Origin of the sequence: Mycobacterium sp. 1245111.1, assembly GCF_001673405.1 — a bacterium.
In the GTDB taxonomy this organism is placed as follows: domain Bacteria; phylum Actinomycetota; class Actinomycetes; order Mycobacteriales; family Mycobacteriaceae; genus Mycobacterium.
Map to the genome: position 1 here is coordinate 35,092 of NZ_LZLV01000132.1, position 23,798 is coordinate 58,889.

At 68.9% G+C, this 23,798-nt stretch carries 23 protein-coding genes; 10 read left to right on the forward strand and 13 right to left on the reverse strand.

Annotated features, from left to right (window positions below):
• Position 1: 1 nt before the first annotated feature.
• The gene (locus tag A5658_RS20785) at positions 2-775 is read left to right on the forward strand and encodes a TIGR03084 family metal-binding protein (protein ID WP_067339599.1); all 774 of its coding nucleotides are present in this window, start codon (positions 2-4) and stop codon (positions 773-775) included.
• Between the two features lie 46 nt (positions 776-821).
• Positions 822-1,427 (forward strand): GNAT family N-acetyltransferase, encoded by a 606-nt coding sequence (locus tag A5658_RS20790; protein WP_067339602.1) that lies wholly within the window; start codon positions 822-824, stop codon positions 1,425-1,427.
• A 90-nt stretch (positions 1,428-1,517) separates the two neighbouring features.
• On the opposite strand, the gene mbtN is transcribed toward A5658_RS20790, so the two are convergent.
• The 5 genes from mbtN to A5658_RS20815 are packed head-to-tail and all read right to left on the reverse strand — an operon-like array spanning position 1,518 to position 6,537.
• Entirely contained in the window at positions 1,518-2,666 is a 1,149-nt protein-coding gene (mbtN, locus tag A5658_RS20795; RefSeq protein WP_067339605.1) for a mycobactin biosynthesis acyl-ACP dehydrogenase MbtN, read from the reverse strand.
• Entirely contained in the window at positions 2,663-4,243 is a 1,581-nt protein-coding gene (gene mbtM / locus A5658_RS20800; RefSeq protein WP_067339608.1) for a long-chain-fatty acid--ACP ligase MbtM, read from the reverse strand. Before mbtM ends, mbtN begins: the two co-directional genes overlap by 4 nt.
• Entirely contained in the window at positions 4,240-4,506 is a 267-nt protein-coding gene (locus A5658_RS20805; RefSeq protein ID WP_067339610.1) for an acyl carrier protein, read from the reverse strand. Before A5658_RS20805 ends, mbtM begins: the two co-directional genes overlap by 4 nt.
• A 39-nt stretch (positions 4,507-4,545) precedes the next feature.
• Positions 4,546-5,070 (reverse strand): pullulanase, encoded by a 525-nt coding sequence (locus tag A5658_RS20810; protein WP_067339613.1) that lies wholly within the window; start codon positions 5,068-5,070, stop codon positions 4,546-4,548.
• A gap of 24 nt (positions 5,071-5,094) precedes the next feature.
• Positions 5,095-6,537, reverse strand: a complete 1,443-nt coding sequence (locus A5658_RS20815; protein ID WP_067339615.1) for a CCA tRNA nucleotidyltransferase — start codon at positions 6,535-6,537, stop codon at positions 5,095-5,097.
• Between the two features lie 142 nt (positions 6,538-6,679).
• Between A5658_RS20815 and A5658_RS20820 the strand changes: the two genes are divergently transcribed.
• The 8 genes from A5658_RS20820 (at position 6,680) to A5658_RS20855 (ending at position 17,630) form a co-directional block, all read left to right on the forward strand.
• Positions 6,680-7,429, forward strand: coding sequence for an NUDIX hydrolase (locus tag A5658_RS20820; RefSeq protein WP_067339617.1), 750 nt, complete (start codon positions 6,680-6,682; stop codon positions 7,427-7,429).
• A gap of 9 nt (positions 7,430-7,438) precedes the next feature.
• A complete protein-coding gene (locus A5658_RS20825; protein ID WP_067339620.1) occupies positions 7,439-9,790 on the forward strand; it encodes a hypothetical protein in 2,352 nt (783 codons plus the stop codon).
• An 80-nt stretch (positions 9,791-9,870) separates the two neighbouring features.
• Positions 9,871-13,467: a murein biosynthesis integral membrane protein MurJ gene (gene murJ / locus A5658_RS20830; protein WP_067339654.1), complete on the forward strand. Its 3,597-nt coding sequence runs from the start codon at positions 9,871-9,873 to the stop codon at positions 13,465-13,467.
• Between the two features lie 54 nt (positions 13,468-13,521).
• Complete coding sequence (gene sigM, locus A5658_RS20835) at positions 13,522-14,100, forward strand: RNA polymerase sigma factor SigM (RefSeq protein WP_067339622.1); 579 nt, start codon at positions 13,522-13,524, stop codon at positions 14,098-14,100.
• 34 nt (positions 14,101-14,134) lie between these two features.
• Positions 14,135-14,857, forward strand: a complete 723-nt coding sequence (locus tag A5658_RS20840; RefSeq protein WP_067339624.1) for a hypothetical protein — start codon at positions 14,135-14,137, stop codon at positions 14,855-14,857.
• A 69-nt stretch (positions 14,858-14,926) separates the two neighbouring features.
• On the forward strand, positions 14,927-15,919 hold the full coding sequence (gene trxB / locus A5658_RS20845; protein ID WP_067339626.1) for a thioredoxin-disulfide reductase: 993 nt from the start codon (positions 14,927-14,929) through the stop codon (positions 15,917-15,919).
• Positions 15,920-15,933: 14 nt separating this feature from the next.
• Positions 15,934-16,287, forward strand: a complete 354-nt coding sequence (gene trxA / locus A5658_RS20850) for a thioredoxin (protein ID WP_067339628.1) — start codon at positions 15,934-15,936, stop codon at positions 16,285-16,287.
• Between the two features lie 122 nt (positions 16,288-16,409).
• Positions 16,410-17,630: an N-acetylmuramoyl-L-alanine amidase gene (locus A5658_RS20855; RefSeq protein WP_067339631.1), complete on the forward strand. Its 1,221-nt coding sequence runs from the start codon at positions 16,410-16,412 to the stop codon at positions 17,628-17,630.
• Here A5658_RS20855 and A5658_RS20860 read toward each other — a convergent pair.
• The 8 genes from A5658_RS20860 to rnpA all read right to left on the reverse strand — a co-directional run bounded on the left by A5658_RS20860 (position 17,627) and on the right by rnpA (position 23,710).
• Positions 17,627-18,361, reverse strand: a complete 735-nt coding sequence (locus A5658_RS20860) for an acetyltransferase (protein WP_067339634.1) — start codon at positions 18,359-18,361, stop codon at positions 17,627-17,629. The two genes, A5658_RS20855 and A5658_RS20860, sit on opposite strands and share 4 nt — an antisense overlap.
• Before the next feature lie 282 nt (positions 18,362-18,643).
• Positions 18,644-19,630, reverse strand: coding sequence for a ParB/RepB/Spo0J family partition protein (locus A5658_RS20865; RefSeq protein ID WP_067339636.1), 987 nt, complete (start codon positions 19,628-19,630; stop codon positions 18,644-18,646).
• On the reverse strand, positions 19,630-20,574 hold the full coding sequence (locus A5658_RS20870; RefSeq protein ID WP_156751582.1) for a ParA family protein: 945 nt from the start codon (positions 20,572-20,574) through the stop codon (positions 19,630-19,632). The genes A5658_RS20865 and A5658_RS20870 overlap by 1 nt, the downstream gene beginning before the upstream one ends.
• Entirely contained in the window at positions 20,571-21,296 is a 726-nt protein-coding gene (rsmG, locus tag A5658_RS20875; RefSeq protein WP_067339641.1) for a 16S rRNA (guanine(527)-N(7))-methyltransferase RsmG, read from the reverse strand. Before rsmG ends, A5658_RS20870 begins: the two co-directional genes overlap by 4 nt.
• Before the next feature lie 61 nt (positions 21,297-21,357).
• Positions 21,358-21,939 (reverse strand): R3H domain-containing nucleic acid-binding protein, encoded by a 582-nt coding sequence (locus A5658_RS20880; protein WP_067339643.1) that lies wholly within the window; start codon positions 21,937-21,939, stop codon positions 21,358-21,360.
• Positions 21,940-22,018: 79 nt separating this feature from the next.
• On the reverse strand, positions 22,019-23,062 hold the full coding sequence (yidC, locus tag A5658_RS20885; protein WP_156751585.1) for a membrane protein insertase YidC: 1,044 nt from the start codon (positions 23,060-23,062) through the stop codon (positions 22,019-22,021).
• Complete coding sequence (gene yidD / locus A5658_RS20890; RefSeq protein WP_067339646.1) at positions 23,046-23,369, reverse strand: membrane protein insertion efficiency factor YidD; 324 nt, start codon at positions 23,367-23,369, stop codon at positions 23,046-23,048. The genes yidC and yidD overlap by 17 nt, the downstream gene beginning before the upstream one ends.
• On the reverse strand, positions 23,366-23,710 hold the full coding sequence (rnpA, locus tag A5658_RS20895; protein ID WP_067339648.1) for a ribonuclease P protein component: 345 nt from the start codon (positions 23,708-23,710) through the stop codon (positions 23,366-23,368). Before rnpA ends, yidD begins: the two co-directional genes overlap by 4 nt.
• Positions 23,711-23,798 lie beyond the last annotated feature (88 nt).

Genomic DNA, 23,798 nt, shown 5'->3' on the forward strand with positions numbered 1-23,798 from the left:
GATGGCCGACCTTGCCGAGATTGTCGACGACCTGCGCGCCGAAAGCGACGAGCTGGACGCGGTGGTCGCGCCGCTGGCCGAGGACCGCTGGAGCACGCCGACGCCCGCCGCGGGCTGGACGATCGCGCACCAGATCGGGCACCTGCTGTGGACCGACCGCGGCGCGCTGGTCTCGGTCACCGACTCCGACGCCTTCGCCGGTGTGGTGCAGGCGGCGCTGGAGGACCCGATCGGCTTCGTCAACGCCGCGGCCGACGAGCTGGCGGCGGTTCCGCCGGCCGAGCTGCTCGCCGACTGGCGGGCGACCCGCGCGCGCCTGCACGACGCGCTGCTGACGGTCGACGACGGACGCAAGTTGCCGTGGTTCGGCCCCCCGATGAGCGGGCCGTCGATGGCGACCGCCCGGTTGATGGAGACCTGGGCGCACGGCCTCGACGTCGCCGACGCGTTGGGTGTCACGCGGCCCGCGACGGCGCGGCTGCGGTCGATCGCCCACATCGGCGTGCGGACCCGCGATTTCGCGTTCGTGATCAACGAGCTGACGCCGCCGGCTGAACCATTCCGGGTCGAGTTGCGTGCCCCTGATGGCAGCCTCTGGGCGTGGGGACCGGAGGCTGCCACACAGCGGGTCACCGGGTCGGCCGAGGACTTCTGTTTTTTGGTCACCCAGCGACGGCCGCTGCGGGAGCTCGACATCACGGCGTCCGGCATCGACGCGGCGCGCTGGCTGCCGATTGCGCAAGCCTTCGCCGGCCCGCCGGGCCGCGGTCGATAGGGCGGGGTAGGTAACCCTAACCTCATTTCCGGTAGGCTCACCGCCCGTGATCTTGCCGCGGGAGCTGACCGACATCAGCGACGACGTCCGCGCGGCTCCCCCGCCGCCGACTCCGGTGCTGGACGCCCCGTACGCGCTGCGGCCGGCCGACCCGGATGCCGACGCGGAGATGATCTCGAGCTGGATGAACATGCCGCACCTGGTGGAGGCGTGGGAGTCGGCCTGGCCGGTCGATCGGTGGCGTGACTATTTGCACGCGCAGGTGGCCGGCGACTACTCCCGTCCCTTCGTCGGCAGCATGAACGGCGAGGACAGCGGCTATGTCGAGGTGTACCGCGCCGCAAAGGATTCCATCGCGGCCCGCTACGACGCCGATCCGTACGACGTCGGCCTGCACGCGGCGATCGCCGAGTTGTCGATCGTCAACAAAGGGCTGGGGCCGTTTCTGCTGCCGCGTATCGTGGCGAGCGTCTTCGAGGTCGAACCGCGTTGTCGCCGAATCATGTTCGACCCCGATCACCGCAACACCGCGGCGCGCCGACTGTGTGAATACGCCGGCTGCACATTCCTCGGTGAGCACGATATGAGCAACCGGCGGATGGCGCTGTACGCGTTGCCGCGCACACCCGACGATGTACCGAAGGCGCGCTAGTTCTTGTGTTTGGTGTGCGAGATCGACGCTACCGTGCCGCGAACTCGGACTTTTCCTCGCCAGCGTCGATCTCGGTGAGGTTTGAGGCCGTTAGCCGTTCAGCTCGCGGTAGCCGTCGTAGTCGGGTTTCATTGCGGCAGCGACCAACTCCCACAGCACCTCGTCGGTGCCGCCGCCGACTCGGGCCAGCTTCATGTCGCGCCACCACCGGCCGAGCGGCGTCTCGTCGACCAGGTAGCCGGAGCCGCCGAAGATATGCATGCACTCCGAGAGCACCTCTTCGCCCAGCCGGGCGGCGGTGACCTTGACGGCGGCCGCGGCCCGCAGATCGAGTCGGCCCTCGGCGGCAATTCCGTTGAGCCCGTGACGAAGTAGGTCGACGCGGGCCTGCAAATCGGCGATCCGCAACCGCAGCGCCTGGTGTTCGAACAGCGTCGAGCCGAATTGCCGCCGCTCCACCATCCGGGCGTGGGTGATGCCGAGCACTCGCTGGCAACCGCCGGCGACCTGGCCGGCGATCGACATCCGCTCGTGCGCCAACCCCCAGGAGATGGCCGCCAAACCCGTTCCGGGACGGGCGATCAGTGCGTCGGCGGGGACCCAGGTGTCGATGTGCACGGCGGCGGTGTCCAGCGGCCCCGCGCCGACTTTGCGGTAGGGCGTCTGGATCTCACACTGCTCCAAGGGCACGGCGATCACCAGCACGTTGCCGTGCCGGCCGGACGAGTCGTCGTCCACCCCGCGGCCCACCACCATGATGTGATCGGCCACCGGCGAGAGCGACACGAACTTCTTGATCCCCTTGACCTCGAATCCGTCTCGGACAGAACGGACTTCGGTCTCGACGATCTGCAGATCCGAACCGCCCGATTCCTCGGAGGCGCCGATGCACAGCACGGTCTCGCCGCGGATGGCTTGCTCGCAGATACCTTTGAGATAGTCCGAGCGCGCGAACCGCCGTAGGATCGCGATGGCGGAGTCGTGCAGGCTGACGCCGACGCCGATGCCCGCCGAGCCCAGCTTGCCCAACTCGATCGCCAGTGCCACGAGCTTGGCCACGTCGGGGTGCTGCCCGTCCAGCCACTTCTGCGCGAAGACGCCGCGCGCCCCCAGATGTTCGATCAGCTTGCGCGGAAAGCGTTCGCTCTCTTCGGCTTCCGCGGTCCACTTGATGACGTCGTCATCGAACACCTCGCCGAGCAGCGTGCGGTATTCGTCGAGGCTCAACTCGTCGGTCATCTGGTCGCCGCCGCCAAGTTGCGTTTGACTTCGAGGCGCCGTAGCTTGCCCGACGAGGTCCGTGGCAGGGTGCCCGGCCGGACGAACACCACGTTGGCGGGCACGATGCCGCATTCCGAGGCCACCTTGGCGACCAGTTCGCTGCGGGCGCCCGCTTCGTCGGGGCCGCGGAACTCGGCGGTGATCACCAGACCGGGTCGGGTGGCGTCGTTGTCGGTACCGACGGCGACCACAGCTCCCTCACGCACACCGCGGATTTCGGCGGCGACCCGTTCGACCTCGGCGGGAAAGACGTTGCGGCCCGCGACCGTGATGATCTCCTTGGCCCGCCCGCACACCACCAGGCCGTCGTCGGTGAGGTAGCCCAGGTCGCCGGTCGGGAACCAGGCGCCGCGCTCGAGCGGGGTATCACCGAGGTAGCCGGACATCATCGAGGTGCCGCGGATCTCGATCTCGCCGACGTCGCGCCCCGGTACTTCGGCGGAGTGGTCAGACTCGAGGTTGACGCGGACTTCCATGCCGTCGATCGGCTGGCCCAAACAGGCGTGGCGCCGCGGTTCGGCTGTGCTGGAGTTGATTTCGTCGTAGCGCAAGCCTCGACCGGGCGCCGGGGTGGTGACCGCGCAGGTGGATTCGGCCAGCCCGTAGGACGGCGCCAGCGCTCGGGCGTCGAAACCGAAGGGGCGCAACGCATCCGCGAACCGTTCCATGCCGGCGCAGTCGACCGGCTCGCCGCCGTTGATGGTGAACCGCACCCGGCCGAGATCGACGTCGGATACCAGGCGGGCGTACTTGCCGATCATGCTGTAGGCCATGTTCGGTGCGGCGCTCAGCGACATCCCGCTTTCGCTGAGCCAACGCAACCAGCGGAACGGCGACGCGGTGAACGCCGAGGTGGGGGCCAGCCACACCGGCGTCATCCCCAGTGCGCCGCTGAGCAGGAACGTCAAGCCCATGTCGTGATAGAGCGGTAGCCACGTGCAGCCTCCGTCGACCGCCGGGTCGACACCGATGCGGGTGAGCAGGCCGTTGACGTTGTTCAGTACCGCCTCTGCGGAAAGCCTTGCGGTGCGCGGGTTTCCGGTGGAGCCTGCGGTTCCCTGCAGGATCGCCGGTGTCCCGGCCGCGGGCTCGACGGGTGTGAAGGTGGTCGACGGTTCGTGCGCGACGGCCGTCAGGTCGAGAACCGTCGGGGGCCCGTCGTGGCTTGCCAGCAGGGCGAGCTCGTCGCCGTGGCTGAGCACCGTCCGCACGCCGATGCTCGCGAACCGGGTCAGCGTCGCCTGCGCCCACTGTTGGGGGTCGGCGCCGCGGACCGGGCCGGGCAGGATCGACACGCTTTGGCCGGCCAGCCAGGCGGCGTGGATGGCCGCGACCAAGTCGGCGGTCGGCTCGCCGACCAGTCCCACCGCGCCGAGGTGCGGCTGGTCGAGGATCCGCGCGGCGATGCCTTCCGCGCGCGCGTGCACCTGCGGCCAGGGCCGCCGCGTCCAGGCGTCGGCTTCTTTGTCGAAGACCACCAGGTCGTGAGCTGAAGAGCGCATCGCCCCGGACAGGGCGGTGGCCAGCACGCTCACTGGCCGACCGGGACCTTTGCCCGGATGACGTTCTCGAGGTCGCCGACGGTGTCGCAGCCCAGCAACTCCTGCTCGTTCACCACGACCCCGAGCTTGTCCTCGATCGCGACCATGCCGACCGCAAATGCCACCGAGTCCAGGCCCACGTCGTCGACCAGCCGCGACTCCGGGGTCACACGGCTGACGTCGATGTTGAGGTCGTCACGCAGGATCTCGGTCAGCGCGGCGCCGACCGAGTCCGCGCGCGACAAGTCGGAGGTCATGGGCCGTCACAGTACCGGGCTGCCGACGCGGACAGGGACTTACGTTTTGGGCGTCAACGCGCTGGCCGCGTCGGCGGCGCCGTCCCCATCGGTGTCGGTGAGCTTGACGTCCCACCGGCCGTCGCCGTCGGTATCGACGTAGCCGGTCACGCCGTCGGGCCCCGGGATCAGCGCGCGGTCGGCCAGGCCGTTGCCGTCGCTGTCCACCAGCCGCACCTCCGATCGGCTTGCGGGGTCGAAGTCGGTGAGCGGCTTGCCCGTGTGCTCGACGCCGTCGAGGCCGAACCAGCGCAAGCCCGTCGCCGTGCGCGGCGGCCGGTCCACGGCGATGGCCCAGGTCCCCGTGCCGTCGTCGGTGAAGTATCGCTCGGTGCCGTTGACGTCGAGCACGGCATGGTCGGCGACGCCGTCGCCGTCCAGGTCGGCCAGCGCATCGTCGGCCAGGCCGTCGTGGTCGAAATCCAGCCCGACCGCGTCGAGGCGCCCGTCGCCGTCGAGATCGAGGTCGGGGCCGCGGTCCCAGATCGTCGCGCCGCCGTCATCGGCGCTCAGGCAGTACTCCATGCCTGATCCGACGGCCGCCCGAGGCTATTGGTTCCCGCGCGCCGCCCACCAGGACTTCAGCTCGGCGGTCGCCTCCTCGCGGGTCAACGGCCCGCGGTCCAGCCGCAGCTCCTTGAGGTGTCGCCACGCCTCGCCCACCTGCGGGCCGGCCGGGATGCCGAGTAGCTGCATGATCTCGTTGCCGTCGAGATCCGGGCGCACCCGTTGCAGATCTTCCTTGGCGGCCAGTTCGGCGATCCGCTTCTCGAGGTCGTCGTAGTTGGCCTGCAGCCGGGCCGCCCGGCGCTTGTTGCGGGTGGTGCAGTCGGCGCGCACCAACTTGTGCAGCCGCGGCAATAGCGGGCCCGCGTCGGTGACGTAGCGCCGCACCGCCGAATCAGTCCACTGGCCGCCGCCGTAGCCGTGGAATCGCAGATGCAGGTACACCAGCTGGGAGACGTCGTCGACGAGCTGCTTCGAATACTTCAAGGCGCGCAACCGTTTTCGCGCCATCTTGGCACCGACCACCTCGTGGTGGTGGAAGCTGACACCCCCGTCGGCCTCGTGCTTACGCGTCGCCGGCTTGCCGATGTCATGTAGCAGCGCCGCCCAGCGCAACACGAGATCGGGCCCCTCGTCTTCGAGCGCGATGGCCTGCCGCAACACGGTGAGCGAATGCTCGTAGACGTCCTTGTGCTGGTGGTGCTCGTCGATGGCCATCCGCATGCCGCCGACGTCGGGCAGCACCACGTCACCCATCCCGGTCTGGACCATCAGGTCGATGCCGGCCACCGGGTCGGCGCCCAGCAGCAGCTTGTCCAGCTCGGCGGCCACCCGCTCGGCGGTGATCCGTCCCAGCTGCGGGGCCATCTCGATGATCGCCTCCAGCACCCGCGGCGCCACAGCGAAGCCCAGCTGCGAGACGAACCGCGCGGCGCGCAGCATCCGCAGCGGGTCGTCGCCGAAGGACACCGACGGGGCGGCCGGGGTATCCAGCACCCGCGCTCGCAACGCCGCCAGGCCGTTCAGCGGATCGACGAATTCGGCTGCACCAGAAGCTGTTACACGCACCGCCATCGCATTCACGGTGAAGTCACGGCGCACCAGGTCGTCGCCGAGGGAGTCGCCGAAGCGGACCTCCGGGTTGCGCGACACCCCGTCGTACCGGTCGGCCCGAAACGTGGTGATCTCCAGGCGGTGACCGTCCTTCTCGGCACCGATGGTGCCGAACTCGATCCCGGTGTCCCATAGCGCGTCGGCCCATGACCGCAGCAACTTCTGCAGCTGCTCGGGTCGCGCGTCGGTGGCGAAATCCAGGTCGTTGCTCAGCCGCCCCAACACGGCGTCGCGCACCGAACCGCCGACCAGATACAGCTCGTGTCCGGCGCCAGCGAACACGCCGCCGAGATCACGCAGGACGGCGGCGTGGCTGTTCAACGCCACCGCGGCGGCGGTCAACAGCTCGGCATCCTCACGGTCTTCGGGCACGCAGCGAGGATAGTCCGGCTCCTCCTCAGGTCGTTCCGGCCCGCATCGTCGCCGGACGGCGAGGATAGTCCGGCTCGATCGCGCAGCTCACTACCGGCGAGTGCGCCCAGAGCGTCTGAGCACGCCAGCTACCATCGCTAAGGTGTCCGACGGCGAGAATCCGCAACCGCGTCGGCGTCGGGGGAGGCGCCGCGGTCGGCGCTCGGCAGGGTCAGGCGAGGCCAAATCCGGTAGCGAGGCAGCGGTCGCGGGCACGCCTGGCACGGCCGCGAAGGCCGGTCAGCGTCGGCCAGCGCGCCGAGGTGCCGAACGGTTACGGACCGTGCACGAGACCTCGGCCGGCGGATTGGTCATCGACAACATCGATCGCCCGCGTGAAGAACAGGTCGCCGCGTTGATCGGCCGCGTGGACCGGCGGGGCCGGATGCTGTGGTCGCTGCCCAAGGGCCACATCGAGCTCGGCGAGACGGCGGAGGAGACCGCGATCCGGGAAGTCGCCGAGGAGACCGGGATTCAGGGCAGCGTGCTGGCGGCGCTCGGCCGCATCGACTACTGGTTCGTCACCGACGGCCGGCGCGTGCACAAGACCGTTCATCACTATCTGATGCGCTGCTCGGGCGGCGAGCTGTGCGACGAGGACGTCGAGGTCGCCGAGGTGGCGTGGGTGCCGCTGCCCGAGCTGCCGTCCCGGCTGGCCTACGCCGACGAACGCAAACTGGCCGAAGTCGCCGACGAGCTGATCGACAAGCTGCAGAGCGACGGCGAGGCCGCGCTTCCGCCGCTGCCGCCCAGTACGCCGCGGCGGCGCCCGCAAACCCATTCACGCGCCCGCACGCGCCGGGCCGACGAGCCTGTTCCGGGCCGGAAGAACGGTCGCGGTCCCGGGCCGTAGCCGACAACGATGCAGAGCAATTCGAGGTGGGCGCACCTGCTGGTGGTCGTCGGCATCCTGGCCGGACTGACCGTCGGCGTCGTTCCGACCGCCGCCGCGGGAGAGCCCGGCGCCACTCCCTTCGTCCAGGTCCGCATCGACCAGGTCAGCCCGCAGGTCGCGACCACCACTAGCGACCCGGTGGTGAGCATCGCGGGCACGGTCACCAACATCGGTGACCGGCCGGTCCACGACCTGATGCTGCGCCTCGAGCGAGCTCCCGCGGTGCCCGCCTCGATGGGGCTGCGAACCAACCTCGACGGCGACACCGACCAGTACCAGGCCGCGATGGACTTCGTGACCGTCTCCCCGGTACTACAGCGCGGCCAGAAGACGAAGTTCACGCTGGCGGCCCCGATGCGCTCAGCCGGCAAGCACTCGCTGGATATCACCTCGCCGGGCGTCTACCCCCTGCTGGTCAACGTCAACGGCACACCCGACTACGGCGAACCCGCGCGCCTCGACAACGCCCGGTTCCTGCTGCCGGTGCTGGGTGTGCCACCGGACCCGCTCGACACCTCGGGCGACGCGTTGGGCGCGGTCGTTGCACCCGACACCTCCAAACCCGTGCCGGTGACCATGCTGTGGCCGCTGGCCGACCGGCCACGGCTGGCGCCCGGAGTCCCGGGCGGCACCATCCCGGTGCGGTTGATGGACGACGAGCTGGCGGGCGCGTTGTCCAGCGGCGGGCGGCTGGATGTGTTGCTGTCCGCCGCCGAATTCGCCACCAGCCACGACGTCGACCCCGACGGCGCCGTCGGCCGCTCGGTGTGCCTGGCCGTCGACCCCGACCTGCTGGTCACCGTCAACGCGATGACGGCCGGCTACGTCGTCTCCAACTCCCCTGCGGGCCCCGCGCAGGAACCCGGCACGCCGACCCATCCCGGGGCCGGGCAAGCCGCGGCGGTCGGCTGGCTGAACCGCCTACGGGCGCTCGCGCATCGGATGTGTGTCGCGCCGCTGCCCTACGCCCAGGCCGACCTCGACGCCGTCCAGCGGATCGGCGAGCCCGGCCTGAGCGCGACCGCGACCAGCGGCGCCGGCGACATCGTGGACCAGATCCTCGGCGTCGCCGCGGTCCGCGGCGCCACCCTGATCCCGGACGGCTCGCTGTCGCGTCGCGGCGTCGACCTGCTCAGCGCCACCGGCAACACCGTGGTGATCGCCGCCGCCGACTCCTCCGTCCACGACTCCAGTGCCCCACTGCCGTCCACGCCGGACACCGCCCCGCGGCGACTGTCGCCGCAGGTGGTGCTCGCGCCGTTCGACCCGGCCGTCGGCGCCGCGTTTGCCGCCGCCGGGTCCGATCCGGTCGCGCCCAGCTACCTCGATAACTCCTTGCTCGTTCGGCTTCGGCACGACTCCGACGTCGCGCGCCGTCAAGACGCCTTGGGCTCGATGCTGTGGCGGGCGTTGCAGCCGAAGGTCAATCCCCGCGCCGAGGTCTTGCTGCCGCCGACCAACTGGAACCTCCGGCCCGACGACGCGGGCGCCATCATGACCGGGCTGGCGACAGCGATCCGGTCCGGGCTGGCGGTGCCGCGCCCCCTTCCGGCGCTGATCAGCGAGGCGTCGGCGGTCCCGCCGAGCAACGGGACCCCGCAACCCGATCAAGCCGACGGGCGCGGCCGGTTCAGCGACGCCGTCGTCGCCAAGATCTCCGGTGAGATGGGTCGGCTGGCCAGCCTGACCGCGGCCCTGACCACCGATACCCGCACCGGGTTGACCGGCGTCAGCTATACCGCGCCGCTGCGCGAAGACATGCTGCGCGCGGTCAGCCAGTCCGACCCGCCCGATACCCGCAACGGGCTGGCGCAGCAACGGCTGGACGTGGTGGCGCACGCGGTCGATGACCTGTTCGGCGCGGTCACCATCGTCGCCCCGACCGGTTCCTACACCCTGGCCACCGAGCACAGCCCGCTGCCGCTGGCCCTGCACAACGGCCTGGCCGTGCCTATCCGGGTGCGGTTGCATCTCGCCGTTCCACCCGGGATGACGGTCACCGACCCGGGCGAAATCGAGCTGCCGCCGGGATACCTGCCGATGCGGGTGCCGATCGAGGTCAACTTCACCCAGCGCGTCGCGATCGACGCGACGCTGCACACTCCCGCCGGGGTGCCGCTCGGTGAGCTGGTGCGGCTATCGGTGCATTCGAACGCCTACGGCAAGGTGCTGTTCGCGATCACGATGAGCGCGGCCGCGGTGTTGGTGGCGCTGGCGGGACGACGGCTCTGGCACCGGTTCCGCGGTCAGCCCGACCCCGCCGACCTTGATCGTCCGGACCCGCACGACGCCGCCGTCGACGAAGAGCCGGGCGCATGAGCCACGCCGTGCCAGGGCCGGCGCCACAGCCCTATAAGCGCAGCCCGGGACCGCCGACCGGCCCGCTGCCGCCGACCGGTCTGGTGTCGTCACAGGGCTCCCAACCGCCGGCCCGCCCGGAGCTCTCCGACGCCGCGGTGGTGTCCCGGTCATGGGGCATGGCACTGGCAACGCTCGTCAGCCGGATCACCGGGTTCGCGCGGATCGTGCTGCTGGCCGCGATCCTGGGCGCGGCGTTGTCCAGTGCCTTCACCGTGGCCAACCAGCTGCCGAACCTGGTCGCCGCGCTGGTGCTGGAGGCGACGTTCACCGCGATCTTCGTGCCGGTGCTGTCGCGCGCCGAGAAGGACGACCCCGACCGCGGCGCAGCGTTCGTGCGGCGCCTGGTGACGTTGGCGACCACCGTGCTGCTCGGCACGACGCTGCTGTCTGTGGCGGCCGCGCCCCTGCTGGTGCGGCTGATGCTGGGCCGCGACCCTCAGGTCAACGAACCGCTGACCGTCGCGTTCGCCTACCTACTGCTCCCGCAGGTGATCTTCTACGGCCTGTCGTCGGTGTTCATGGCAATCCTGAACACCCGCAACGTCTTTGGGCCACCGGCCTGGGCGCCGGTGCTCAACAACGTGGTCGCGATCGGCACGCTGGGGGCCTACCTGGCCGCACCGGGACAGCTGTCGGTTGACCCCGTGGAAATGGGCAACGCCAAGCTGCTGATCCTCGGCATCGGCACTACGCTGGGCGTTTTCGCGCAGACCGCGGTGCTGGTGGTGGCCATCCGGCGGCACCGCATCAGCCTTCGCCCACTGTGGGGCATCGACGATCGGCTCAAGCGCTTTGGCGCGATGGCCGCGGCAATGGTGTTCTACGTGCTGATCAGCCAGATCGGTCTGATCGTCACCAACCAGATCGCAAGCACCGCAGCAGCTTCCGGGCCGGCCATCTACAACTACACCTGGCTGGTGCTGATGCTGCCGTACGGCATGATCGGCGTGACCGTGCTGACGGTGGTGATGCCGCGGCTGAGCCGCAACGCCGCCGCAAACGACACCGATGCCGTACTCGCCGACCTGTCGTTGGCCACCCGGCTGACGATGATCACGCTGATCCCCACTGTCGCGTTCATGACGGTCGGCGGGTCGGCGATGGGCAGCGCGCTGTTCGCCTACGGCCGTTTCGGCGACGTCGACGCGGGCCACCTGGGCGCGGCGATCGCGATGTCGGCGTTCACCCTGCTGCCCTACGCCGTGGTGCTGCTGCAGCTGCGGGTGTTCTACGCCCGCGAGCAGCCCTGGATTCCGATCGCGATCATCGTGGTGATCACGATCGTCAAGATCGGGGCGTCGCTGGTCGCACCGCGCCTCACCGACAACCCCGACCTCGTCGCGGGCTACCTCGGGTTGGCCAACGGGCTGGGCTTCCTGGCCGGTGCGATCACCGGCTACTTCCTGCTGCGAAACGCGTTGCGGCCCAAGGGCGGGCACCTGCTCGGCGTTGCGGCGGTGCGGACGATTCTGGTCACGGCGACCGCGTCGCTGCTGGCCGGGCTGATCGCGTACCTGGTGGACGTGCTGATCGGCATGCAGCGGCTGACCGCCTACGGCGGCGGTGCCGGCTCGTTGCTGCGGCTGTCCGTGCTCGCGGTGATCATGGCGCCGATCGTGGCGGCGGTCATGGTCTGGGCGCAGGTGCCCGAGGCGCAGGCGGCGCTGGCCAAGCTCCGCGGCTGGAGCGGCGCCAAGCCGGCCGGCGGCAAGGCCACGTCACGGCCGCCTGCCGAACCGCCTTCTGGCAGGTCAGCGGGCGTTGCGACCCCGAACGTCGGTGGTCGAGATCAGCTGTTGCGCCCCGGCATCGTCACGTACCCTGAGCGCAGGATTCCGGCCGCGCAGGCGGGGTACACCGGGATGGAACCCCTGCGGGGCGGACATCCCGAACAATCGACCGGGGAGGGCTTGGAGAGAGGAGCGGAGATGAACGACGGCTCATCGGACGGCGCCTCGGTGCACGCTGTCTCCGACACGCCCTCGTCGCCGGCCGCAGACGATTTCCATCCCGACGTGCCCACCGATCTCCAAGTCGGCGTTGCCGCGCCGGACGCCGCCGCCAACGGCGAACCCTCCGACACCGATCTCGAGACCACCGCCTTCGACGCCGGTGACCCGCTGCCGACTGAGACCGAGTCGACAACGCCGCCCGACGAACAGCACCTGGTGCCGGGCGCCAGCATCGCGCGCGGTCGATACCGGTTGCTGGTCTTTCACGGCGGCGCGCCGCACCTTCAGTTCTGGCAGGCGCTGGACACCGCGCTGAACCGACAGGTGGCTCTGACCTTCGTGGATCCGGATGGAGCCCTGCCCGACGAGCAGGTCCGCGAAATCCTGGCTCGCACCATGAAGCTGAGCCGCATCGACAAGCTGGGAATCGCCCGCATCCTCGACGTGGTCCACGCCGGCACCGGCGGACTCGTCGTCAGCGAATGGGTCCGGGGCGGCTCGTTGCAGGAGGTCGCGGACACCTCACCGTCGGCGGCCGGCGCATCGCGCGCAATGCAGACGCTGGCCGCGGCGGCCGAGGCCGCCCACCACGCCGGCGTCGTCCTCTCCATCGACCACCCCGGCCGGGTGCGGGTCAGCATCGAAGGCGACGTGGTGCTGGCCTTCCCTGCGACGATGCCCGCCATCAGCCCCGAGGACGACATCCGCGGCATCGGCGCCGCGCTGTATGCCCTGCTGGTCAACCGGTGGCCGCTGCCGGAGTCCGGTGCGCCCAGCGGAATGGCTCCGGCGCCCCGCGATTCGGCCGGCCGCGTCCTCGACCCCAGTTCGATCGACGAGGACATCCCCTTCCAGATCTCCGCCGCCGCCACCCACTCGATCCAGCTGGACGGCGGGATACGCAGCGCGGCAACCCTTTTGAACCTTCTGCAGCAAGCCACCGTGGTGGCCGACCGGACCGAGCTGCTGGCCCCGATCAAGGAGAACCCTCCCCCGCCAGCCCCCGAGCTGCCCGAGCGCGGCCCGGTAGAGACGGACGAAGCGCAGGCACGCGCGCGGCGACGTCGGGCCGTCACCATCGGCGTCGGGGCCGGAGCGGCGGTGATCGTGGTCGCGCTGCTGGTCCTGGCCTCGGTGCTGAGCAAGATGTTCAGCGACGTCGGAAGCCTGGACAAAGACCAGCTCGGCCTCAACGGACCGTCCACCAGCTCGAGCTCCGGCGTGGCCGCGGGCAGCATCGTCAAGCCGGTCGCCGCGACGGTGTACTCCCCAGGCGGCGAAGCCGACAACCCGGCCTCGGCCGCGCTCGCGATCGACGGCAGCCCGGGCACCGGGTGGGAGACCGACACCTACCACGACCCGGTGCCGTTCCCCGGCTTCAAGAGCGGCGTCGGCCTGATGCTGCAGCTGCCCCAGCCCACCGTGGTCGGCGCGGTCAACGTCGACCTGCCCAGCACCGGAACGAAAATCCAGATCCGCTCCTCGGCGACGGCCACGCCCGGCAAGCTCGAGGACACCACAGCGCTGAGCCAGCCGATGCCAATGCACCCGGGGCACAACACCATCCAGGTCAATGCGGCGTCGCCGACTCAGTATGTGCTGGTGTGGATTTCGACGCTCGGCACCGACAACGGGGTCAGCCGCACCAGCCTCTCCGAAGTCACGGTCCAAGCCAAGTCCTGACAGGGCACCCCAAGTGAAGTGCCCGCCCGCAGGCGATTGATTACTGTCCGGCGGGTGGGCTCCCCGAAGGTTCACCGGCACCGTCCCGGACAACGCAGCGACGCGGAGCTGCTGGCGGCGCACGTGGCCGGAGACCGCTTCGCGTTCGAGGAGCTGTTCTACCGCCACCACCGGCGCCTGCACCGCGTCGCGCGGCTAACCAGTCGTTGCACCGAGGACGCCGAAGACGCGCTGCAGGAAGCGATGGTGTCGGCACACCGAGGCGCCGGTTCGTTTCGCCACGACGCCGCGGTGAGCAGCTGGCTGCATCGCATCGTCGTCAACGCCTGCCTGGATCGCCTGCGCCGCAACAAGACTCACCCGACAACCGTCCTCGACGACGTCTACCCGATCCCTGATCGCACCGCGCAGGTCGAGACGGCGATCGCGGTGCAGCGGGCACTCTTGCGGCTGCCCGTCGAGCAGCGCGCCGCGGTGGTCGCCGTCGACATGCACGGTTACTCGGTCGCCGACACCGCCCACCTGCTGGGCGTCGCCGAGGGAACGGTGAAGAGTCGCTGTGCGCGCGGGCGGGCCCGGTTGGCCGAGATACTCGGCTACCTGCACACCGAGAGCCGTCGACCGGCCGGCTAGCCGCGCCGTCGCCCGATACCGGACACTGGGGCGGATGGACGGAGTTGAGCCGGACGAAGGTGGCGATCCGCCGCTGACCGCGGAAGTCCTCGCCGACCTGCAGGCCGGGCTGCTCGACGACGACACTGCGGCGCGGCTGCGCAAGCGAATCCGAACCGACCCCGACGCCCGGCAGACGATGCAGGCGTTGAACCGTGTGCGGCGGGAGGTGGCCGCGCTCGGCTCCGATGAATCGTCGGCACCGCCGGTCGACCCCGCGGTCATCGACGGCATTGCGGCCAACGTGCGTGCCGCGCACGCAGTACAGCGCGGGCGGCTCCCGCGTCCGGCGCGAATGGCGGTGGCGCTGGTGGGCCTGGCCGCGGTGGCGGTCGCGGCCTGGCTGGGCACCCGGGCGCTGATCACAGCGCCCGAACCGTTGCCGAGCCGGCCGACCACCATCGAACACATCACGGTGACGCGACCTGCCCAGACCATCCCTCTCTCGGACCAGCAGATCCTCGATTTGCTGGACCGCGAGCCGGACCTCGGGCCGCTGACCGACCTGCGCCGTCGCGCCTCCTGCCTGGCGGGGTTGGGCTATCCGGCGAACACGCACGTGCTGGGCGCGCGCCCGATCGAGATCGTGGGCCATGCGGCGGTTCTGCTGGTGTTGCCCGGCGATGCGCCGGACGCGTTCGCAGCGCTTGCGGTGGCACCGACCTGCAGCTCGGCCAACACCGGCCTGTCGGCTGACAGGATGGTCCACCGTCCGTAATGTTCGCGGGAACAGCACCGCCTACCCTGGCGTTCCAGTGCACGGGTTTCACGTATCGGAAAGGTTGGCATGAGTTCCTCAACCGTTCATGACGTCATTGTCATCGGATCCGGGCCCGCCGGTTACACCGCGGCGCTCTACACCGCCCGTGCCCAACTGGCCCCGGTCGTCTTCGAAGGCACCTCGTTCGGTGGCGCCCTGATGACGACGACCGAGGTCGAGAACTACCCCGGGTTCCGGGCCGGAATCCAGGGTCCCGAGCTGATGGACGAGATGCGCGAGCAGGCGCTGCGCTTCGGCGCCGACCTGCGCATGGAAGACGTCGAATCGGTGTCGCTGGGCGGCCCGGTGAAAACCGTCACCACGTCCGAAGGCGAGACGCTGCGCGCCCGTGCCGTGATTCTGGCCATGGGCGCCGCGGCCCGCTACCTGCACGTACCCGGCGAGCAGGAGTTGCTCGGCCGCGGCGTGAGCGCGTGTGCCACCTGTGACGGCTTCTTCTTCAAGGACCAGGACATCGCCGTGATCGGCGGCGGCGACTCGGCGATGGAAGAGGCGACCTTCCTGACCAAGTTCGCCCGCAGCGTCACGCTGGTCCACCGCCGTGAGGAGTTCCGGGCCTCGAAGATCATGCTCGATCGGGCCCGCGCGAACGACAAGATCACCTTCGTGACCAACAGCGCGGTGGTCTCCGTCGAGGGCGAGAACACCGTGACCGGCCTGAAACTGCGCGACACCGTGACCGGTAAGGAATCGACGCTTCCGGTGACCGGGGTGTTCGTCGCCATCGGCCACGACCCCCGCTCTGAGCTGGTGCGCGGCCAGGTCGACCTCGACGACGACGGCTACGTGCTTGTCCAAGGTCACACGACCTACACCTCGACCGAGGGTGTGTTTGCCGCCGGTGACTTGGTTGACCACACCTACCGGCAGGCGGTCACCGCCGCCGGCACCGGCTGTTCGGCAGCCATCGACGCCGAGCGCTGGCTGGCCGAACACGCGCAGCCGGGCGAACGCACCCAGACCAAACCCGCCGGGCAACCGGCGACCGCGACCCTCTGATTGGAGTAGCTGCAATGACACAGACCGATTCCGCCGGAACCCCTGTGGACGTCTCCGACGCGTCGTTCAACAGCGAGGTGCTATCCAGCAAAACCCCTGTGCTGGTTGACTTTTGGGCTACCTGGTGCGGGCCGTGCAAGATGGTCGCACCGGTGCTCGCGGAGATCGCCGCGGACGCCGGTGATCACCTGACCGTCGCCAAGCTCGACGTCGACGCGAACCCCGAGACCGCCCGCAATTTCGACGTGGTCTCGATCCCGACGCTGATCTTGTTCAAGGACGGCGAGCCGGTCAAACGCATCGTCGGCGCCAAGGGCAAAGCGGCGCTGCTGCGTGAGCTTTCCGACGCCGTTCCGGGTCTCGCCTAATTCGCTAAAGGTCGCGGCGATCTGCCTGGCGTTTTCCCTAAATCGCCGGGCGTCTGCGACAATACGGCCAAGCCTGTCAATAAGCGGCAGGGCTGCTCACACGGCTCACCGGAGGCCTTGGAATGTCGAGACCGCACGGCGACGACGGTGATCAGCTGCGCCGCGGTGACCGTAGCGCGGCGGTCACCGAGATTCGCGCGTCGCTGATCGCGCTCGGTCACCTGGACGGCGGGGACACCGACCTCAGTACCGGGCGCCACGTCGCGGTCGATCTCTTCGACGACGAGCTCGACCATGCGGTTCGCGCATTTCAGCAGCACCGCGGCCTGCTGGTGGACGGAATCGTCGGCGAAGCCACCAACCGTGCTCTGCGCGAAGCGTCGTACCGGCTGGGCGCCCGCACCCTGCATCACCAATTCGGCGCGCCGATGTACGGCGACGACGTCGCGACGCTGCAAGCCCGGCTGCAGGATCTCGGCTTCTACACCGGCCTGGTCGACGGCTACTTCGGCTTGCAGACCCACAACGGTCTGATGTCCTACCAACGCGAGTACGGGCTGTACGCCGACGGTATCTGCGGCCCAGAAACGTTGCGCTCCTTGTACTTTCTCAGTTCCCGTGTGACCGGCGGCTCGCTGCACGCGATCCGTGAAGAGGAACTGGTCCGCCGATCCGGGCCGCGGTTGTCAGGCAAGCGGATCATCATCGACCCGGGCCGCGGCGGCGCCGACCACGGTCTGATCGCACACGGGCCGGCAGGACCGATCAGTGAAGCAGATATCTTGTGGGACTTGGCCAGTCGGCTCGAAGGCCGGATGACCGCGATCGGCATGGAGACGTTCCTGTCGCGGCCCACCAACCGCAGCCCAACCGACCACGAACGTGCCGCGACGGCCAACGCCGTCGGGGCTGACCTGATGATCAGCCTGCGGTGTGAGACCCAGGCCAGCCCGTCGGCCGGCGGGGTCGCCTCGTTCCACTTCGGGAACTCGCATGGTTCGGTGTCGACCATCGGTCGCAACCTTGCCGACTTCATTCAGCGAGAAGTGGTGGCGCGCACTGGTTTACGGGATTGTCGCACCCACGGCCGTACCTGGGATCTGCTGCGGCTGACCCGGATGCCGACCGTTCAGGTCGACGTCGGCTACATCACCAACCCGCGCGACCGCGCGATGCTGACCACCACGCAGGCCCGCGACGCGATCGCCGAGGGAATCCTGGCGGCGGTCAAGCGGCTCTACCTGCTCGGCAAGAACGACCGGCCCACCGGCACTTTCACGTTCGCCGAACTGCTCGCCCACGAGTTGGCCGTAGAGCAGGCCGGTCGCGCCAGCGGCTCCTAGCCCGACGACCCCGACGGCGCCCCGGCGGCCACCGGCTCTTGCAGAGCCGCGCTTTCCAGCAGCCTTTCCAGCGCGGCCTCGACTTCGGCTTTCCAGCCCAGACCCCTGTCGAGCTCCAGCCGCAGCCGCGGGAAGTACGGATGTGCCGCCACCACAACGAATCCCACGTCGAGCAGGAACTCGGCGTCGATCACGCACTGTTCGGCCGAGCAATCCCCCAGCACTTCGAGCACCGGCATCAGCTCGGGGTCAGCGTCCCGCAGACTGACCAACTCGGCAACCTTCTCAGTACGGCCGAATGCTTCCAGCGCCCGCACACCGCGGCGGACCAGCTCGTCGACCACCCGTGCGACCAGACTGTAGGGCAGCTCGTCAGCGGCCGGCCCCGGCTCGACCCGCATCGAGGTCAACAAGACCGCGTCGGGTGACACTGGCGCAGTGGGAAATCGGTGGGCCCGCGGGACAGTTCGCGGCGGAGCGTAGAAGGCGTAGCCCAGACACGCCGCCTCACCCTCGTCGGCATCGGCCGGCGCCGAGGTGGCGACCTGTCCGCACGATCCCCACTCCAGCATGACCATCGACAGCCACGCTTCCTTTTCGAATTCGGGGTCGGCAAGCTGATCTTGTTGGCCGAGCGTCGCGGGATCGACTTCCCAGAAGACGCAGCGGCGCGCGTGCTTGGGAAGCTGATCGAAAGCTTCGAGGCGCAGCGGCGCGATTCGAGCAGACACTAGACTCCTGGGCCTCCGTGGGGGGCGGTCGTTGGTGGCCCGTCTTCCCCGCAGCCGAGCGTACCCCGCTGCCGACGGCCGCGATACCCGCTCGGACCCCTCTCCGGCCGCCCGCACGCCGGCCGGCGCGCGGTTTCCCACCCACCAGCGCCCTGCGGGCCTGCCGGTGCTGCGTTGGGAACGAAATCGCCTCGCGCACAACTGGATTCGATGTTCTTCGGCATGTCAGAGCGGTCTCGTCCGGCGGAATGTCACAGTGACGTAACGGGCTGGTGTAGCCGGTCAGCTTTTCGACGAGTTCATCAAGTCGACAATGCGTTGCAAATCGTCCACCGAGCCGAACTCGACCACAATTTTGCCTTTGCGCTTACCCAAACTGACGGTGACGCGGGTATCGAAGGCGCCCGAGAGCTGCTCGGCGATATCCTGCAGGCCGGGCATCTGAATCGGCTTGCGTTTCGGCGCCGACGGCTTGCTGGGCTCGCTGCGGTTCGCGATGGTGACCGCTTCTTCGGTCGCCCGGACCGATAGCCCTTCGGCGACGATCCGCGCGGCGAGTGCCTCCTGTGCCTCCGCGCCGGCTTCCAGCGACAGCAACGCTCGCGCATGGCCGGCCGACAGGACGCCCGCGGCCACCCGACGCTGGACGGCGATCGGCAACCGCAACAACCGGATCATGTTGGAGATCAACGGCCGCGACCGACCGATCCGGGCGGCCAATTCGTCGTGGGTGACGTCGAACTCGTCCAGCAGCTGTTGGTAGGCGGCCGCCTCTTCCAACGGGTTCAACTGCGCTCGGTGGATGTTTTCCAGGAGTGCGTCGCGTAGCAGGTTGTCCTCCGCGGTCTCCCGGACGATCGCGGGAATGGCGGTCATGCCTGCCGTCTGGGCCGCCCGCCACCGCCGCTCCCCCATGACGAGTTGGTAGCGAGGAGTCGCCGTCGCACCGAGGTCGCGGACCACGATCGGCTGCATGAGGCCGAACTCGCGAATCGAGTGCACGAGTTCGGACAGCGCCTCTTCGTCGAAGACCTGGCGCGGCTGGCGTGGATTAGGCGCGATGTGGGTCGGATCGATTTCGCGGTACACCGCTCCGATATCGGACACCGGCGCCGCCGGCGGGCCGCCCATCAGAACGTCGGCGGCCGCGGCCCCGATCCCCGGCCCACTGTGACGCGCCGAGTCGGTCTCGCCCTCCGCCGGCCCGGTAGGGATTAGCGAGGCGAGGCCTCGCCCGAGGCCGCCCTTCTTACGCGTCGGTTGACTCATCATCGCTCTCCTCCATCGGCAACCGTCAGGCCACGCTCCGCGAGCTCGCGGCTGGCGTCGAGGTAACTCATCGCCCCCCGCGACCCGGGGTCGTAGTCGATGATCGTCATGCTGTAGCCCGGCGCTTCGGAAACCTTGACGCTGCGCGGGATCACCGTCTTCAACACCTTCGAACCGAAGAACCGCCGGACTTCGTCGGCCACCTGGTCGGCCAACTTCGTGCGCCCGTCGTACATGGTGAGGATCACCGTGCTGACGTCCAGTCTCGGGTTCAGGTGAGCCTTCACCAGATTGATGTTGTTCATCAGCTGCGACACCCCCTCTAGCGCGTAGTACTCGCATTGGATGGGGATCAGCACCTCCGGTGCCGCAACCAACGCATTGATCGTCAGCAGTCCGAGCGACGGCGGGCAGTCGATGAAGACGTAGTCGAAGTCGACGGCGTCGAGCTCGGCGAGCGCCGTACGTAACCGGTTTTCGCGGGCCACCATGCTGACCAATTCGATCTCGGCGCCGGCCAAGTCGATGGTCGACGGCACGCAGAAAAGCCGTTCGCTGTGCGGGCTCTGCCGCATCGCCTCCTTCAGCGGTATTTCGCCGAGGAGAACCTCGTACGACGACGGGGTGCCGGAGTGCCGGTCCGCGATGCCCAGCGCGGTGCTCGCGTTGCCCTGCGGATCGAGATCGATGACGAGGGTTCGGAGTCCCTGGACGGCCAGCGCGGCCGCGAGGTTCACCGCCGTGGTCGTCTTCCCGACGCCGCCCTTCTGATTGGCGATCGTGAAGAGGCGGCGGTGCGGTGGCCGGCTCAACGGTTCGTAGGCCTTGGAGAGCACCTGCATCGCGCGCTCGGCGGCGGCCCCGATTGGGGTATCGAAGTCTCTTGTTTCACGTGAAACACTGATGCCGCCGGCCGGGCCGAGGGGGTCATATGGCGCACTCATTGGCTCTCCCTGCTCGATCGTCGGCGCGGCACATCCCGGACCGATTCCGGCTTCGCTCGCCGCGCCACCACCACCGTTGTCGGCGGGGATAGAACGCTTACGCCACATTCCACCACCCTGGCATCGACGGCGCCTAACGCGGTCAGCACACGCCGGTGCTCCCTCAGCTCGTCGGCAGCGCGCTCCCCCTTGATCGCCAGCAGCCGCCCGCCCTGGCGTAGCAGTGGCAGGCTCCAGCGGCCGAGCTTGTCCAGCGACGCCACCGCTCGCGACGTCACCGCGTCGGCTCCCCCGGCGGTCCTGCGGACATCGGCGTCCTCCGCCCGGCCGCGGATCACGTCGACATCGAGGCCGAGCTCGCCGATCACCATGTTGAGGAATTCCGTGCGCCGCAACAGCGACTCGACCAGCACGACCCGCAGCCCCGGTTTCGCGATCGCCATCGGCAGACCCGGCAGCCCGGCCCCGCTGCCAATGTCGACGATCCGCTCGCCCGCCTCGACAAGCTCCGCGGCGGCCGCACAATTCAGGAGGTGCCTATCCCAGATCCGGTCGACTTCGCGTGGGCCGAGCAGCCCCCACCCCACCCCGGCCGTCGCGAGAAGGTGGGCATACCGCTCGGCTACATCCACCCGGTCGCCGAAGATGGCGGCCGCCGCGTCGGGCGGCGGCGTAAGCGGGATCTCGCGGTCGCGGGAGTCGACATGTTTCACGTGAAACATTCCTCCCGTCCGTACCCGGCGAACCGCGTGAGAACTACATCGGTGTAACTAGCCGCGTGGCTCAGTCGGCCAGAACGACGACGCGGCGCGCTGGCTCGGCGCCTTCGCTCTCGCTGTGGACCCCGCTGACCGCCGCGACGGCGTCGTGAACGATCTTCCGCTCAAACGGCGTCATCGGTGCGAGTTCTTCACGCTCGCCGCTTTCGAGGACGCGCTTGGCGACCTTCTCCCCCAACGCCGCCAGCTCTTCGCGGCGCCGCCGACGCCAGCTCGCGATGTCGAGCATCAGCCGGCTCCGGACGCCGGTCTTCTGATGCACGGCCAGCCGGGTCAACTCCTGCAGCGCGTCCAGCACCTCGCCTTTGCGGCCCACCAGTTTGTTCAGGTCGTCGCTCCCGTCGATGCTGACGATTGCGCGGCTGCCTTCGACGTCCAGGTCGATGTCGCCGTCGAAGTCGAGGAGGTCGAGCAGCTCCTCCAAGTAGTCGCCGGCGATTTCGCCCTCGGCGACGAGCCGCTCTTCCTGGTCGCCGTCCCCGTCGTCTTCGGCCGAAGCGGCGCCGTTGGCGGCACCCTCCAGCTCGTCCTCGATCGGTGCGTCGTCCACGTCCTGTCCATTGGTCACTGCTTCGGTGTCAGTCATCTGTTGCCTGCTTTCCTTCCGTGCTTCGGGCCTCGCCCGGTGAAGTCTGGTGTCCGATTCGATGACCGGACAAGGTGTTTCAGCGTCCGCGCTTCTTTGGCTTGGCTCCCGGCCGCGGCGCGCGGTTAGTAGAATCGGGGCCCGGCGGCTCCGCGGCTGGGCCGTCACCGTTGCCGCCCGCCTTGCCCGCGGATCGCTTGGGCTTTGCTCCGGGCGCCGGTGCGTTCGCGGCTCGACGTTCGATTGCCTCGCGCTTCTTCTCTTCCTCTTCCCGTTCGATCATCCCGAAGACGTAGTGCTGCTGACCGAAGGTCCAGATGTTGTTCGCGAACCAGTAGAAGATGATCGCCAGCGGCAGGAACGGTCCACCGACCACCACCCCGAGCGGGAAGACGTACAGCGCCAACTTGTTCATCATCGCGGTCTGCGGATTGGCCGCGGCCTCAACGCTCTGCCGGGCCACCGATGCGCGGCTGTTGAAGTACGTGGCAATGCCGGCCAGGATCATCACCGGCACACCCACCGCCACGACTGCCGGTCGGCTGAAGGCGAAACCCTGGAACGCCTCGAGGCTCGCGCCCCGCTGCGTCATGCTGGCGCCCAGGGGCGCACCGAAAAGGTTGGCGTCTAGGAAGTGCCCCACGTCTTGGGCGCTGAAGACATAGTTGCCCAGCGAGCGGTTGCGTTCGGGCGACAGGCCCAGCTGCCCGATTCCTGTCGTGGTCCGGTTGAAGCATCGCAGGACGTGATAGAGCCCGAGGAACACCGGCACCTGAACCAACATGGGCAGGCAGCCCAAGATCGGGTTGAACCCGTGTTCCTTCTGCAGCTTCTGCATCTCGAGCGCCATTCGCTGGCGGTCCTTGCCGTACTTCTTCTGCAGCGCCTTGATCTGCGGCTGCAACTCCTGCATCTGCCGCGTGGTGCGGATCTGGCGGACGAACGGGTTGTACAGAATCGCGCGCAGCGTGAAGACCAGAAACATCACCGCTAGCGTCCACGTGACGAAGCTCTTCGGGCCCAGTCCCGGGACGGCCGAAAACACCTTGTACCAAACCCACATGATCGCCGAGACCGGGTAATAGAAGTAGTCGAGGCTGAACGGATCAAACGACAACAGAATCACTCTTCCCTCGCGTGGCTGGGGTGTCCCAGTCGTGAACCTCGGCTCGCCGGCGCTCCGGTATTGGATCCCATCCTCCCCGATGCCACGGACCGCACTTCGCCAGCCGCATGGCGGCCAGCCAACTCCCGCGTACCAACCCGAACTCCGCCAGCGCGTCGACCGCGTACTGGCTACACGTCGGGGTGAACCGACACGTCGGCAGCCGCAACGGCGACACCATGTGCCGGTACAGCTGGATCACGAAAATGATGCCGCGGATCGCCGCGGACTCCGCCGCGCGCAACCGTGACGTTATGGCATTCACCTTTTGGGTCCCGCCGATCGGATGCGCCGCAACCCGGCGCGCAATTCCTCGCGCAGCCGAGACGAGACAACATCGCGGCTACTCGGCAGCGCGCGGATCACCACGTGCTCGGAATCGTTGAGCTCGGCTAGCACGTCGCGCGCAACATGGCGCAGCCGACGAGACAACCCGTGTCGTTGCACGGCAGAACCGACCGATCGCGAGACGATCAGCCCGAGTTTGGGATCGCCGGTTGCATGCCGCATGTAAATGACCATGTCCGGTTGTACGGCTTTTCTTCCGCGTCTGACCGTTGCGTCGAAGTCGGTCGACCGCGTCATGCGGTTCCTCGCGGAGAGCACCGCCGTTACACCGGAACGAGGAATCAGGCAGTCAGCGAGCGACGGCCCTTGCTACGCCGACTCGACACGATGGCCCGGCCGGCACGGG

Excerpts from the sequence above, each read along its gene's own strand:
- A5658_RS20785 (WP_067339599.1), top strand. The coding sequence starts at position 2 with ATGGCCGACCTTGCCGAGATTGTCGACGACCTGCGCGCCGAAAGCGAC.
- mbtN (WP_067339605.1), bottom strand. The coding sequence starts at position 2,666 with ATGACCGACGAGTTGAGCCTCGACGAATACCGCACGCTGCTCGGCGAG.
- A5658_RS20805 (WP_067339610.1), bottom strand. The coding sequence starts at position 4,506 with ATGACCTCCGACTTGTCGCGCGCGGACTCGGTCGGCGCCGCGCTGACC.
- A5658_RS20810 (WP_067339613.1), bottom strand. The coding sequence starts at position 5,070 with ATGGAGTACTGCCTGAGCGCCGATGACGGCGGCGCGACGATCTGGGAC.
- A5658_RS20825 (WP_067339620.1), top strand. The coding sequence starts at position 7,439 with ATGCAGAGCAATTCGAGGTGGGCGCACCTGCTGGTGGTCGTCGGCATC.
- A5658_RS20840 (WP_067339624.1), top strand. The coding sequence starts at position 14,135 with ATGGACGGAGTTGAGCCGGACGAAGGTGGCGATCCGCCGCTGACCGCG.
- trxB (WP_067339626.1), top strand. The coding sequence starts at position 14,927 with ATGAGTTCCTCAACCGTTCATGACGTCATTGTCATCGGATCCGGGCCC.
- trxA (WP_067339628.1), top strand. The coding sequence starts at position 15,934 with ATGACACAGACCGATTCCGCCGGAACCCCTGTGGACGTCTCCGACGCG.
- A5658_RS20855 (WP_067339631.1), top strand. The coding sequence starts at position 16,410 with ATGTCGAGACCGCACGGCGACGACGGTGATCAGCTGCGCCGCGGTGAC.
- A5658_RS20865 (WP_067339636.1), bottom strand. The coding sequence starts at position 19,630 with ATGAGTCAACCGACGCGTAAGAAGGGCGGCCTCGGGCGAGGCCTCGCC.
- A5658_RS20870 (WP_156751582.1), bottom strand. The coding sequence starts at position 20,574 with ATGAGTGCGCCATATGACCCCCTCGGCCCGGCCGGCGGCATCAGTGTT.
- rsmG (WP_067339641.1), bottom strand. The coding sequence starts at position 21,296 with ATGTTTCACGTGAAACATGTCGACTCCCGCGACCGCGAGATCCCGCTT.
- A5658_RS20880 (WP_067339643.1), bottom strand. The coding sequence starts at position 21,939 with ATGACTGACACCGAAGCAGTGACCAATGGACAGGACGTGGACGACGCA.